General features: G+C 57.0%; 10 protein-coding genes and 2 pseudogenes. 4 read left to right on the top strand and 8 right to left on the bottom strand.

Translation table 11 applies throughout. The features are described from left to right. Positions 1-145: 145 nt before the first annotated feature. Positions 146-730 (top strand): annotated as a pseudogene (locus ACI77H_RS09865) (NEL-type E3 ubiquitin ligase domain-containing protein); the annotation flags it as partial. 199 nt (positions 731-929) lie between these two features. Here the strand turns inward: ACI77H_RS09865 and ACI77H_RS09860 are convergent. The 6 genes and pseudogenes from ACI77H_RS09860 to ACI77H_RS09835 all read right to left on the bottom strand — a co-directional run bounded on the left by ACI77H_RS09860 (position 930) and on the right by ACI77H_RS09835 (position 7949). Beyond that, entirely contained in the window at positions 930-2195 is a 1266-nt protein-coding gene (locus ACI77H_RS09860) for a hypothetical protein (RefSeq protein ID WP_407011734.1), read from the bottom strand. A gap of 48 nt (positions 2196-2243) precedes the next feature. Then, positions 2244-2741, bottom strand: a complete 498-nt coding sequence (locus ACI77H_RS09855; RefSeq protein ID WP_407011733.1) for a CS1 type fimbrial major subunit — start codon at positions 2739-2741, stop codon at positions 2244-2246. Between the two features lie 5 nt (positions 2742-2746). Beyond that, positions 2747-3487: a molecular chaperone gene (locus tag ACI77H_RS09850; protein ID WP_407011977.1), complete on the bottom strand. Its 741-nt coding sequence runs from the start codon at positions 3485-3487 to the stop codon at positions 2747-2749. A gap of 52 nt (positions 3488-3539) precedes the next feature. Further along, entirely contained in the window at positions 3540-4829 is a 1290-nt protein-coding gene (locus ACI77H_RS09845) for a hypothetical protein (protein WP_407011732.1), read from the bottom strand. Between the two features lie 3 nt (positions 4830-4832). Beyond that, positions 4833-7355, bottom strand: a complete 2523-nt coding sequence (locus tag ACI77H_RS09840) for a TcfC E-set like domain-containing protein (protein WP_407011731.1) — start codon at positions 7353-7355, stop codon at positions 4833-4835. A 102-nt stretch (positions 7356-7457) separates the two neighbouring features. Continuing rightward, a pseudogene (locus ACI77H_RS09835) lies at positions 7458-7949 on the bottom strand (CS1 type fimbrial major subunit). A 486-nt stretch (positions 7950-8435) separates the two neighbouring features. Here ACI77H_RS09835 and ACI77H_RS09830 point away from each other — a divergent pair. Further along, positions 8436-9011 carry a PadR family transcriptional regulator gene (locus tag ACI77H_RS09830; protein WP_407011730.1) on the top strand — a complete coding sequence of 192 codons (576 nt, stop codon included), beginning with the start codon at positions 8436-8438 and terminating at the stop codon, positions 9009-9011. Beyond that, a complete protein-coding gene (locus ACI77H_RS09825; RefSeq protein ID WP_407011729.1) occupies positions 9008-9793 on the top strand; it encodes a siderophore-interacting protein in 786 nt (261 codons plus the stop codon). The genes ACI77H_RS09830 and ACI77H_RS09825 overlap by 4 nt, the downstream gene beginning before the upstream one ends. Positions 9794-9915: 122 nt before the next feature. Here ACI77H_RS09825 and ACI77H_RS09820 read toward each other — a convergent pair whose 3' ends face one another. Both ACI77H_RS09820 and ACI77H_RS09815 read right to left on the bottom strand, forming a co-directional pair. Then, positions 9916-10551, bottom strand: a complete 636-nt coding sequence (locus tag ACI77H_RS09820) for a Pr6Pr family membrane protein (protein WP_407011728.1) — start codon at positions 10549-10551, stop codon at positions 9916-9918. A gap of 2 nt (positions 10552-10553) precedes the next feature. Next, positions 10554-10784 (bottom strand): VF530 family DNA-binding protein, encoded by a 231-nt coding sequence (locus ACI77H_RS09815; RefSeq protein ID WP_007903672.1) that lies wholly within the window; start codon positions 10782-10784, stop codon positions 10554-10556. Between the two features lie 437 nt (positions 10785-11221). Between ACI77H_RS09815 and ACI77H_RS09810 the strand changes: the two genes are divergently transcribed. Continuing rightward, positions 11222-12604, top strand: coding sequence for a carbohydrate porin (locus ACI77H_RS09810; protein ID WP_407011727.1), 1383 nt, complete (start codon positions 11222-11224; stop codon positions 12602-12604). The last annotated feature ends 26 nt before the right edge of the window (positions 12605-12630 follow it).

Genomic DNA, 12630 nt, shown 5'->3' with positions numbered 1-12630 from the left:
GCGGTAATTAATTATTTTCGGCATTGATAATTCCAATGCCTTTACACAGAGGAACGCGGATCAAGCAGCGGTAATTCAAACTTTTACTTTGAGCCTCGGGCGTTAGGCTGGTCACTCCACTTAATGCTCAAGGTTTATTAAAAGCATGACTGACTTACACGGACGTATATCAGCGCTACCGACATCCGGGGACGACGACAACAAAGGTCGCCACTACGCGTTCATCCAGAACCGCATCCACCCCACCTTCAAAGGCGCTTCACTGCGACGGATTCATGAACTGAGCCTCACACAAACGGCTTCAGGGCAATGGATACAGAGCGCCAGGGATTTCGATCACGCGCCATTACAAGCAGCCAATCTTGAACTCTGGTCCGCTCAAAACACACTCGACCAGGTCATGGAAAAGGTGCAAGGCGTTTACGCGTTCGTCGAACCGTTGCTGACCGACGCGTTGCTCAAACAGTTCGGTGTCGACGTCGATGTCGCGTCCGAAGCCCATGCCTTGTCGACGTCCAACGCCGTGCTTGAAAGCAAACTGCTGAACCTGGCCAAAGGTGCCGCTCGCCTCGCGCGCGTGGATGACATTGCCCGGGCCGATTTCGGCAGCCGGCCGGGCAATCCCGATGAAGTGGAGGTGTACCTCGCCAACGAAACCGGCCTGGCCCAGCGCCTCGGTTTGCCCTGGCAAGCGGAGTCGATGCTGTTTCGCCGTTTGGCAAGCGTGAGCGCCGAAACCCGGTTATTGATGAGAGTGTGGTGCTGACGGATCAAGACATGACCGATGAGGTCTACGGCGGATTGCTTCACGATATGGGCTACGAAGAAAAAGAGCTGAGCAGAAAGCTGACCCGTGCAGCGCTGCAAAAAGACGCACGGCAATAACCACAAAACCCTGATGCATCGGGTGATGCATCAGGGTTCAACCCTTAACCCACTTCCGAATCCCAGATGACCGTGACAAGGCCGGAGTAGGATCGGGCGACACCGGGTTTGAGCATTTCGCCGACCTCCTCCCGGGCAATCTCGAAGTGCAATGTTCCCGGTTTGCGATCGACATAAAAGCGTGGCTGGAACAGTTCGGTGCCAATGCCGTCGCGCCGCAACGGTCGGCGGTTGACCGGTTGCGCTGTGGCATCCACCAGGCCATTGGGCAGGGTCACGCTGACGTCGAGCGGTACGAAATGACTGGAAACCGGATCGCGCACCGAACAGCGGTTGCCATCCAGGGTGTACTGGCAGTCGAGGCTCATCTTGAAACGACTCGACGAAGACACATTGAACGTCTGATCGCGGAACAGCCGTACCGGCTTGCGCCCCTGCGTCAGCCACGCTTGCCAGCCGCCCTGCGGGACCAGCTCAACGCGATTGCCGCCGGGTGGAATTTCCACCTTGAGCGTGTGCTGCACTTCCAGAGTGAAATTCAGCTTCAGTGTCGAATCGCTTGGCAGCATAACGTCACCCATGTCGAAATCACCGTTCGGTCCGACGCTGTAGGTCAGGCTTCCCGAATAACGGCCCGTAGACATACCCAACGGGTTCGGTGTGATCAGTTCATAGGCGAAGTCCAGATAGTTGTAACGCAGCCAGGGCACGCTGAACCTGGCCTGCTTATCGCAGCTGGCCTCGGCGGGTGTTTTCCAGAAAAAGGCATAGTAAGTCGACCCGTAAGCCCCTACGCCACTATAACGACAGGGAGCGGGCGCATTCACCCAACTGTTGCCCCACAGTTGATTGTGGGCTTGTCGATAGTCGCTCCCTCCACCGACAAGCCTGACAACGTCCTCCGTCACATACTGGGAGCCCAGACCTGCAATTCGAACCTTGACCGTCTCGGGTTCGCCCGTCGCTTCATGCACCACGGAAAACTCGCGCCACTGAGCAGGGACTTTGAACGTAGCACCCTGGCGCGACGACGGATGATTCGCCTCGATCGGCGCATTGGAGTTGAACTGTATCGGCACGCGCAGGCTGAACGTCTCGCTGGCATGGCACTCGAGGGGATAACTCGCGCAATAACCACTGGAAGGTGTGTCATTCCTGAATGTGTTCTGCTCAGGGTTTGCAGAATCCGGTCTGAACGACGCCAGGATCGAGACTTCTTCCGACCAGGCTGAAGAACAGGTGAGCAACGATAAAATCCCGATCCCGACACAGCAACGTACCTGTCGCCCCGGGCCCACTGAATGATTCATGTTTTTTCCTCTGAAACGAGTCAGGTCGACAGCCAGTCTTTCATCGCATCACGCACCCGGCAGCACTGCATTGAAAATCAAATTGACGCTGCCGAAATAGCTGCCCGGTTTGTAAACCCCATCGTCAGGCGGCATTGGCACGATCTCCAGCAACACCCGTTTACCCGGCGCGGCATCGCTCATTGACACCACTTCGCTACTGTCCAGTTCATTCAGCACATGGCCGTTGAACAGCACGCGCAAACCGATGTCATGGGCATCCGTGCCGTTGGACAGAAAAGGCCTGCCCTCAAGCCGGGCTTCGATGGAGCCGGCTTCATTCTTCACATCGAAATACTTGCGCAAGCTGCCCAGGGTCGAGGTCACCAGATTCCACGGCAATTGCTGCTCGCGGTGAATCCAGCCGGGGTCGGCGGGAATGACGTAGAACGCCTGGCTCGGGATCGTCACGAACACCTCGAAGTGATGCACCTCGCGGGCGGCAAATGCCGAACTGGCCCACAGCACCAGCGCAGGCAGCAGCAACACCGTCAGTTTTCTGAACATGATCATCAGCCTTTCACGTCGAGTTTCTTGCTGCTCTCGCCTTCAACCAGGGTGAAGCGGTAGTCGCGACCGGCCTGTTTCTCGAACTCGAAAGTGCGGCCCGCCAGAATGTGATGCTTGGTGGTGGGCATGCAGTCCTGGTCGTTCTTGACCGAGCAGTCCTTGAACTCATCGATCACCACCACGGTGTTGCCGTTGTTGCGGATACGGTAATGGCTCGCGTCGTTCTCGATCACGCTGGCGAAACGCGTGTCTTTGGGACGAACAAAAAACACCGTGCCATACCCCGCCAGTACCGTGACCCCGGCGGACAGGGTTTTCTTGTATTCCTCGCGCTCTTCAACGGAAACCGCGAACTCGTCTTCCTTCTCGGGCACCACCGGCACAAAACGCACGCGGAAATAGCGCTCGCGATCCCGTTCGCCCATGTACAACAGTCGCGTGCCCTGCATACCACTGGCGGGCACGATCAGCCGCGCCGGGCTGGCCATCAAGCCGTCCCGGGTGCTCCCGTCGGCACTGGATTTGAGCGGCACTTCCTGCGACTTGCCGTCGGCGTCATAGACGATCTCGAGAATATTGACCTTGACGAAGGCGGTGCTGTCGCCACCGTTGAACACCCGTTTCAGGTAGGTGCTTTTATCGCCATCCAGGTAGTCGTAGACCACCCCCACATTGATACTTGGACCCGCATGAACCGCGTGAGAAAACAGATAAAACCCAAACAGTGCCAACAGACGCTTCATCATTAAAACCTCATTCATTAAAAAGCATCAGGCGCGACCGCCAACGTGCTAACTAAATTTCCGAATCCCAAATAACGGTGATATCGCCAGAATAGTGACGACTGTCTCGCGTCAGCATTTCTTCCACAGCCCCTTTACTCACTTCGAAGTGCAAGGTTCCGGGCTTGCGATCAACGTAAAGAGCGGGTTCGAAGTTTTCCGTCCCGACGCCATCTACCCGCAATCGGCGCCGGCTCACCGATTGCCGTTCTGCGTCGCTTAAACCACTGGGCAAACTCACCGAGACATCCACCGGCACTTGATTATTTTTATCGTCCTGTAACGCGCAGGTACTATTGGCCGCGTAATGCTCGCACTCCAGGCTCATCTTGAATGGCGTAGAGGTCCAGATATTGAAGGTTTGATCACGGAACAATCGCGTAGGTTTGCGACCTTGGTTCATCCAAGCCTGCCAGCCACCTTGTGGCAGCAGGACGACGGTGTTGCCACCCGGGGGGATCTCGACCTTGAATATATGATCAACCTTCAGAGTGAAGTTAAAGACCAGTTCGTTATCACTGGGCACCATAACGTCCCCCAAGTCAAAGTCCATCATCGGGCCAACGCCATAGCGTACTCTTCCAGTGTAAATACCCGCCTTCATTTTCAGTGGACTGGGTGTCACAAGCTCATACATCAAGTCCAGCCTTGAATAAGCGAAGCTGGGAATATCAAAAGCCGCTGTTTTTCCACATGCTTGCCCGTCCGGAACCGTCCAGTAGAAACTGCCCCAAGTGTTCTCATAATAGTGCACATTGATTGTCGAGCGGCAAGGACGAGGTGGACTGCTCCATTGACCAATAGAGTAATCTGTCTCGCGCCCTCCCCATAAAAGTCCATGCGCCTTTGAAAGAGACACCTCAGGCCTTCCAATCAACTCCCTCACAGAGGGGTTCAGAAGGTAGTTCGCGCCTATACTCACGACACGGAGCTGGACGGTTGCTGATTCGATACCGCCTTCATGGAATACTTCCAGATCACGCCACTGCGCTGGAATCTGAAACATTGGCCCCTGACGCAGCGCATGATTAGCCAGAATGGGATCTTTAGATTCGGCAGTAATATTACTTTGAATACTAAATACTTTATTTACATTACACCAAAACGGTTGTATCGCGCAGAACCCACTAGGCGGCGTGGTATTTTTGAAACTGTTAAATGCTGGATTCGAAGGATCAGGTACGAACTCCGCACTAATCTCCACCACATCCGCCACGGCAACCACGGGTATCAACAGACCCGACAGCAAGGCACACACCGCACTTATTTTAAATACTCGTTTAATTCCATCCAAGCCATTCATAGTTTAACCAGCGCTCTCGGCTTTATAAGTTACATCCGCCAACGTATCCGGCGTACACCGCAAATCCCCAATCATCAACACATCGTTCTCACGGCGCGCACCACTCGGGTCGAGGCGGAACTGGCACAGCAACTGATCGCCATACCGCACTTCCAGGGTCGGCGAGCCGGCCTTCATTTCCATCGAGAAGAACCCGTCCACTTCACTGACCCCACGGCTGGCGTGGTTGATGATGTGGTGGCCCTTGAGCGGTTTGCCCTGGGGGTCGATCAAGCGGCCGAGCACGGTGAGGGTTTTGCTGATGGTGATCTTGCGGTAGTCCACGCCGCCCTTGTTCAGGTGATAGCTGGAGCGGGCCGGCTGGATGGTCGCGGCCGGAACGTGATTGCCCTCGAAGTCGAAACTGACCGAGCTGCTTTTGTAGGCGGTGATCGGCACGAAATTGCGCCCGGGCTTGAGGATTGCGCTGCCGCCGCTCAAATCGTCGGCACGCAGGGCGATGTCATCGATGTCCGACTCGACATCGATGATCATGCCCGCACCGTTGCGTTGGGACTGGCTGGTCACGACCATTTTTTGCCCACCGACCGCGACGGTGCTGTCGAGGTTCAGGCCACCGGTTAAGTCGTTGTTGTAAGAGGAACGCTGGATAAAACCGTCGGCGTTGGCCAGGTCCGATTGCATCGTCGCCATCGCGTTCATGCCGATGCCATAGGTGTCGGTGATGGCCGTGGCGGAAACGCTTTGCAGCAGGTGATCCTGCAAATCTTTGCGGTAGGTGATCGAGGCATTGTTATCGCGCCCGCCGTCGCGAGCGGTACGGGTGCCGATGCTGCCGGAGATCTGTTCGCCCGGACCGCCCAGGGCAATGTTGACGCTCAGGTCGACACCACGATTGCGGTCATTGCCGGAGCTGAAACTGCCCGGTCTGTCGAACAGCGACAAGCGCCAGTTGGCGTCGCTGCCGAACAATCGGCTGCGCTGGCTCCAACCCAGATCGACGCCGACCCCTTCGGTGTTGCCTTCGCTATGAGACACCCGGGCATTGACCGAACTTTTGGTGGTGAGCCGATGGTTCACCGACATCGACGAGTTGCTGGTCTGGCCGATAAATACGTTGCGCTGTCGCACACGCGTGCCGTCCGGCAGCGTGTCGTAGAGCCGGGTTGTGTCGAGCCAGCTGCGATTGTGACTGGCGACGATGCTGCCGTTGCCGTAGGAATAAAGGCCCTGCACATCGAGGCCGGTGCCGTAGTCCTCGGTTTTGTAGACGTTGGCGTAGACGCTGGCATTGTTGACGATGGCCCAATCGACCGAGGTGCCGTATTGCAGGGCGTCTTTCACCTGTCGACCCGACAGGCCGAGGATGACGCGCGGGTGCAGCAGAAAGTTGAAGGCGGCACCGGTCGTCAGGTCGCCGTCGTTCTGATCGTCCCAGTTGCTGAGCAATTTGGATTCACGCCCGGCGAACAGGTTGTAGCGCCAGCGCTCGTCATGATTGCGCCAGTTGTTCGGTTTGTAGACCAGCTCCTGGGTGCTGGAGGTGATCTTGCCGTCTTCGATCAGGCGCACTTCCACTTCATAGATGCCGCCGGGCAAGGGTCGCGTGTCGAGGGTCTGCAAACCGGCCGGCATCGCCTGCGTGTTGATCAGCAAACCGTCGCGATAGATTTCCACCGAACCCTGGCGATTGGCCGTGACGTAGATCGGGTAGACCGACGGTTTCGGGTTGTTGATGGCCAGGCTGTCGGAGCTGCCGTACATGACACCCACTGCGGTGTCCGGGCTGGCGCCGAAGGAGCGTGGCTGGCGGGTCAGCCCTTCGGAGGTGGGGGTGAAATAGCCCAGGCGCACAAAGTTGCCTTCCAGTTCACGCTGGGTATAAAGCTCATGCACGGCGTGATAGGTCTGGTTATCCACACCGCCCAGTCGCGACAATTGCAGGTTCACCGCTTGAGTCCAGTTACCGAGGCTGCTGCTGGCTTCAAGACCATATCGCCCGCCCAGGTCCTGGTTTTGGCCACCGTTGAGGTTCAGCTGGTTGCGCACGATCAACCCGGTGCTGCCGCCTTCGGGCTGGTTGTAATAACGCTGCTCCTGATTGTCGCGCTCGGCGTTTTCCGTGAGGATCGACAGCAGCGAGTTTTCCAGGCTGTAGTGCACGGCCAATAGCTGCTCGGGGCATTTCGCCTTGCAGTCGCCCAGCGCCACGCCTTGTTTCAGATAGTTGGCCCAGATGTCGCGTTCACTGGGCTTGATCGTGCTGTCGCTGACATCAGTGAAGTCGACGAGGGTGATGCGGTCGTCGCGGGTTAACACGACCATCGCCTCACCGAGAAACTGTTGGTCAAGTTCCACCCGCACCGCCAGCGGCACCTCAAAGAAGTGTTCTTCAAACTCGCTCGGCAGCCCCTTGGCCTGCGCCAGCAAACTTCTCGGTGTAGTTCCGTTTTCCGTGGGTGCGGCCAAGGCCGTTGCACAAAAAAAAAGTGCAAGCGCCGCCGCGATGGGAGTCATCGGGAACATGAACGAAATACTCTATGGATAAATATGTAGGCCGATCGACAGACAAAAAATCGTCTGCCGATCGGTCAGGTCATCAAATAAGGACGAGCCTTGGATCAAGGCTTAAGTGCGGGGCACGGCATCGAAAATCACGACCGGATTGGCGGAGTAGCTGCCGACCTGAGTGGCAGTGGGTTTGGTTGCGGAAATACGCAGATCCGCACGCATGCCGGCAGTGGCTTCGGTATCACTTACCACTTCCTGACTGGTACCGGTCAATTCCTTTCCATTGAAGGTATAAGTCAGGGTAATGTTTTTCGCCACAGAACCGTTGAACAAGGGTTGCGGACCGCCTTCGACGTAGGCGTGCACCGGGCCCTCGCTGTGCTTGATATCGTACTGGCCAACGATATCTGCCAGGGTTCCGTCAAGGACGCGGTAACTCATTTTCTCGTCTTTACCAAACTCCGGGTTTACAGGCTAGGCATGAAAGATCGAGCTCGGAATTTCAGCAGTAATGTTGATGGTGCTGCGCGATTCTTCCGCAGCGAACGCCATCGAAGAACTCAGGGCCAGGAGGGTCATCGGAACGGCGATTGCAAACTTTTTGAACATTATCAAGTACCTGTTTTATTCATAGGATTGAACCGTAGAAAGCTTTCAAAGGAGCTAATACCAGCTACGAACGATGGCTATTTGGCCCCACTTTCGACGCCGGGGCATGATCAATCAACAGCTCGATAAAGTAAGTAGGATAAATCCGATTAACTTGTAGTTAAAACAGCCCACAACCATGAGGAAAAAATATTAAAAATACGATTTCTACTATCTAGACGTAAGAAAAATACTACCTACAGTATTAAATAAAAAATCATACAGATAGATTCAGTTACAACTTCTGTAAGATCTATACTACTTATTTCATCCAGCCAGTGTGAACACACTCACAACTGCCTACATTAGTTTAATTACTCTAAATAAGAGTCCTCCGCATTCAGCCGTCAGACCGTCCTACATCCAGGCGACCGTCGGTCCTGTTCGCTTGCCTTCTCGGTAAGATATATCTTAAGTTGTATCTAAACACGACAGAGAGAAGGAAAAATGAGAGACCATCATTCCCCCCACCGCGAACACGGCGACGGCCGCGACGGCTTCGAGAAACGCCCCGGTCGCGAACGCGGCGGCCGCGGCCCACGGGTGTTTGCCCCCGGCGATCTGAAATTGCTGCTGCTGGCACTGATCGCCGAACAGCCCTGCCACGGCTACGATTTGATCCGCCAGATCGAAGGCATGTTCGACGGCGCCTACAGCCCCAGCCCCGGCGTGATCTACCCGACCCTGACCTTTCTGGAAGAAAGCGAAATGATCCAGGGCGATGCCGAAGGCGGAAAAAAACGCTACAGCGTGACCGACGCCGGTCGTCTGTCTTTAAGTGAGCAAGCGGTTGCACTGGATGGCGTGCGGATGCGCATCGATGTCAGCAAGCGCTCGTTGCGCGGCCATGACCGGCCGCCCGAGATCCACGAAGCGGTGCATAACCTGCGTCATGCGCTGCAACTGCACCACGGTCGCTGGAGCGCGGAAGAAATCATTCGGGTCGCCGCCCTGCTCAACGACACCGCCAAAGCCATCGTCGATGGCCCCTTCGTTCAACCCGCTGCGGAGAAAGCTGAATGACTGAAGTGATCGAGCACACCATTCACCGTGTCATGCATGAAATCAAACGCCGTCGCCTGCAAGTGATGCGCGTGGTTGACCTGACCCCGCGCATGCGCCGGATTACCCTGGGCGGCCCTGAACTGGCAGGTTTTATCAGCCTCGGCACCGACGACCACGTCAAATTGCTGTTCCCGCAGAACGCCGCAGAACACGCGGCGCTGGAAACCCTGGTGCTCGGTGCCGGCAAGGACAACGGCCCGATGCCGGCCATGCGCGATTACACGCCACGTCGCTACGACCTCGACACCCTGGAACTGGACATCGACTTCGTGTTGCACGGCGACGGCCCCGCTTCGACCTGGGCCGAACAGGCCACACCAGGGCAGTTCCTGCACATCGGCGGGCCGCGCGGTTCGATGATCGTGCCGGACATGTTCGACAGCTATCTGCTGATCGGTGATGAGACGGCGATCCCCGCAATTGCGCGGCGTCTGGAAGGTCTGGCAGCCAATCGCCGGGCGCTGGTGATCATTGAAGTGGAGAACGGCGCGGAACAGCAGAAGCTCGAAAGCCCGGCGCAGGTCCATGTGATCTGGATGTTGCGCGACGGCGGCAAGAACAATCTGCTGACCACGGTGAAGGAATTACAGGTGCCCGCCGGCCATCTGTACACGTGGGTGGCGACCGAGAGCAAAGTATCGCGGCAGATTCGTCGGGTGCTGCTGGACGAGCACGGGCTGAACGATCAGTTGGTCAAAGCCGTCGGCTATTGGCGGCTGGACGACAGCGACGAGGAATAACAACGCAGACCTGTAGGAGCCAGCTTGCTGGCGATGGGGCCGTTGAATCTTGCATTGATCTCAAGGACGCCATCGCCGGCAAGCCGGCTCCTGCAGGTCCGGGTTTTTCAGAATTACGGTGATCAGCCTCGACGACGATCCAACGCGATCACCAGCAAGGCAATCAGCACAAACCCCGCCAACAATCCGCCGGCATTCACAAACACCTGTGGATAACCCAGCGTGTCGACATCAATGAACGGGTACGGATAAGTCGCCAGCAGATGCCCGCGCAGCAGGGCATACGCGAAGTACACCAACGGGTAAATCACCCACAGCGCGATGTGCCGCAGACCCAAGGTGCCTTTGGGCACGCACACCCACCACCAGGCCAGAAACAGCAGCGGCATGACGTCGTGCAGCAGTTCATCGGCCAGCCATTGCCAGCCTTCGGGATGCCACAGATGGCGCAACAGGACGTTGTAGGCGAGGCCGACCAAGGTAATGCTCACGGCAATCCCGCTGCTCACCCACGGCTGCAAAAACCAGCGTCGCGCTGCCGATTCGCGGGACGTCAGTGCGCAGGTCAGCACAGTGGCCACCAACGTGTTGCTGAGCACGGTGAAATAGCTGAAAAAACTCACCAGCCCACCCAGCAGACTGGCGCCCAGCGCCCAGCGCGAATAGAAAATCAGGTACAGCTGAATGCTCAATCCCGCCCAGCCGAGCAGCGCCGCCACCGCGACAAAACGACGCCTCGCGGCAGACTGGCTGACCATGTTCAGAGCGGTCGCTTGGTGCGCATCAACTTGACGTACAAGCGTTCAACTTTCTCCCGCGCCCACGGGGTTTTACGCAGGAAGGTCAGGCTCGACTTGATGCTCGGATCACTCTTGAAGCAGCGGATGTCAATGCGCTCGGCCAGCCCCGACCATTCGTAATGTTCAACCAGCGCGTTGAGGATTTGCTCCAGCGTCACGCCGTGCAGCGGGTTGTTGTTCTGTTCGGTCATGCCGGGCCTTCACGCGAGAGATGAATTGGAAGCCGCGCACCTTAGCCGAGGGGGTGTTCGGGTGGAAGGGTTCTGTGCGCTATCTGTTGAATGTAGGCGAAACGGAACAAAACATTTGAATGCGATCGCTTATCTACGGGATCACGCGATCCCCTGTAGGAGCTGGCTTGCCAGCGAGGGCAATTTCATGGGCAACGACGATGGTGACTGATACGCCGCTATCGCTGGCAAGCCAGCTCCTACAGTGATTTCACCCATCTCCCGACTTGTGTGCTGACTGTTACCAAATCCGAAAGAATTCATGTCAGGAAAAGGTCTTTCTCTATTTGTAACAGAACATTATCCTTGCGCCCGACAAGCTGAAACGCTTCCGCTCATCGCTCCATCCTTGCTGCTTTCAGTTCATTCCCCAGAAAAAGACCAAGAATTCCCTCTCTATGCCTTATCTTCAATCATCGCGAGACAGCGCTGTCTTAGCCGCTGTTGCCAACCGAAAAGCCCTGAACCTGATCAGCGGATTCACCGCGTTGGGCCTCGCCACCTGCGTTCAGGCCGCCCCGGCCTTCGACAGCGAATCGCCGTGGATGCTCGGCGACTGGAACGGCACGCGCACCGAACTTTCGGAAAAAGGCTACGACTTCAAAGTCGATTACACCGGTGAAATGGGCAGCAACCTGCACGGCGGCTACGACCATGACCGCACCGCGCGCTACAGCGATCAGTTCGGCCTCGGTACGCATCTCGATCTGCAGAAGATCCTCGGTTGGGACGACGCTGAATTCCAGCTAACCATCACCGAGCGCAACGGCAACAACATCAGCAACGACCGGATCAATGATCCACGGGTCGGCGGTTTCACTTCAGCGCAAGAAGTCTGGGGTCGCGGGCAAACCTGGCGCCTGACGCAGATGTGGTATCAGCAGAAATTCTTCGACCGGAAACTCGACATCAAGGTCGGCCGTTTCGGTGAAGGCGAAGACTTCAACAGCTTCCCCTGCGACTTCCAGAACCTGGCGTTCTGCGGCTCGCAGGTCGGCAACTGGGTCGGCGGCATCTGGTACAACTGGCCGGTCAGCCAATGGGCGATGCGGGTCAAATATCACCTGACACCAGAGCTGTACGCGCAAGTCGGCGCGTATGAGCAGAACCCGTCGAACCTCGATCGCGGCAACGGTTTCAAGCTCAGCGGCAGTGGCACCCAAGGTGCGATTTTGCCGGTGGAACTGGTCTGGACGCCGAAGCTCAATGGCCTGCCGGGCGAATACCGCGCCGGTTATTACTACAGCAACGCCAACGCCACCGATGCCTACAAGGACCGCAATGGTCAGCCCGCCGCCCTGAGTGGCGAGGCCTACCGCAGCGCATCGAGCAAGCACGGCGTGTGGCTCGGCGTGCAACAGCAACTCACCAGTCGTGCCAGTGACCACTCCCGTGGCCTGAGCGTGTTCGCCAACGGCACGATGCACGACAAGAAGACCAACGCCATCGACAACTATGTCCAGGCCGGCGTCGTCTACAAAGGTTTGTTCGATGCACGGTCCAAGGATGACATCGGTCTCGCGATGGCCCGGGTTCATGTCAATCCGGCGTACCGCAAGAACGCCGAGGCGAGCAATCAGGCCCATGCGGTCTACGACTTTGACGATCCGAGCTTCCTGCCGCCGCAGGACACCGAATACAGCGCCGAACTCTATTACGGCGTGCACGTCACGAACTGGCTGACCGTGCGCCCGAACCTGCAATACATCCGCCACCCCGGTGGCGTGGACAAGGTCGATGACGCGCTGATTGGCGGGATCAAGATCCAGTCCTCGTTCTAACCAACGCCACAAAACCCTGTAGGAGC

Origin of the sequence: Pseudomonas sp. O230 (assembly GCF_045447035.1) — a bacterium.
GTDB lineage: Bacteria > Pseudomonadota > Gammaproteobacteria > Pseudomonadales > Pseudomonadaceae > Aquipseudomonas.
Note: the sequence above shows the minus strand (reverse complement) of the source record. Positions and strands in the feature narration are given on the sequence as shown.

What these genes read in the sequence shown, in the direction of transcription:
- ACI77H_RS09815 (WP_007903672.1), bottom strand. Translation starts at nt 10,784, where the DNA reads ATGACCGAACAGAACAACAACCCGCTGCACGGCGTGACGCTGGAGCAA.
- ACI77H_RS09820 (WP_407011728.1), bottom strand. Translation starts at nt 10,551, where the DNA reads ATGGTCAGCCAGTCTGCCGCGAGGCGTCGTTTTGTCGCGGTGGCGGCG.
- ACI77H_RS09860 (WP_407011734.1), bottom strand. Translation starts at nt 2,195, where the DNA reads ATGAATCATTCAGTGGGCCCGGGGCGACAGGTACGTTGCTGTGTCGGG.
- ACI77H_RS09810 (WP_407011727.1), top strand. Translation starts at nt 11,222, where the DNA reads ATGCCTTATCTTCAATCATCGCGAGACAGCGCTGTCTTAGCCGCTGTT.
- ACI77H_RS09855 (WP_407011733.1), bottom strand. Translation starts at nt 2,741, where the DNA reads ATGTTCAGAAAACTGACGGTGTTGCTGCTGCCTGCGCTGGTGCTGTGG.
- ACI77H_RS09850 (WP_407011977.1), bottom strand. Translation starts at nt 3,487, where the DNA reads ATGAAGCGTCTGTTGGCACTGTTTGGGTTTTATCTGTTTTCTCACGCG.
- ACI77H_RS09845 (WP_407011732.1), bottom strand. Translation starts at nt 4,829, where the DNA reads ATGAATGGCTTGGATGGAATTAAACGAGTATTTAAAATAAGTGCGGTG.
- ACI77H_RS09825 (WP_407011729.1), top strand. Translation starts at nt 9,008, where the DNA reads ATGACTGAAGTGATCGAGCACACCATTCACCGTGTCATGCATGAAATC.
- ACI77H_RS09830 (WP_407011730.1), top strand. Translation starts at nt 8,436, where the DNA reads ATGAGAGACCATCATTCCCCCCACCGCGAACACGGCGACGGCCGCGAC.
- ACI77H_RS09840 (WP_407011731.1), bottom strand. Translation starts at nt 7,355, where the DNA reads ATGTTCCCGATGACTCCCATCGCGGCGGCGCTTGCACTTTTTTTTTGT.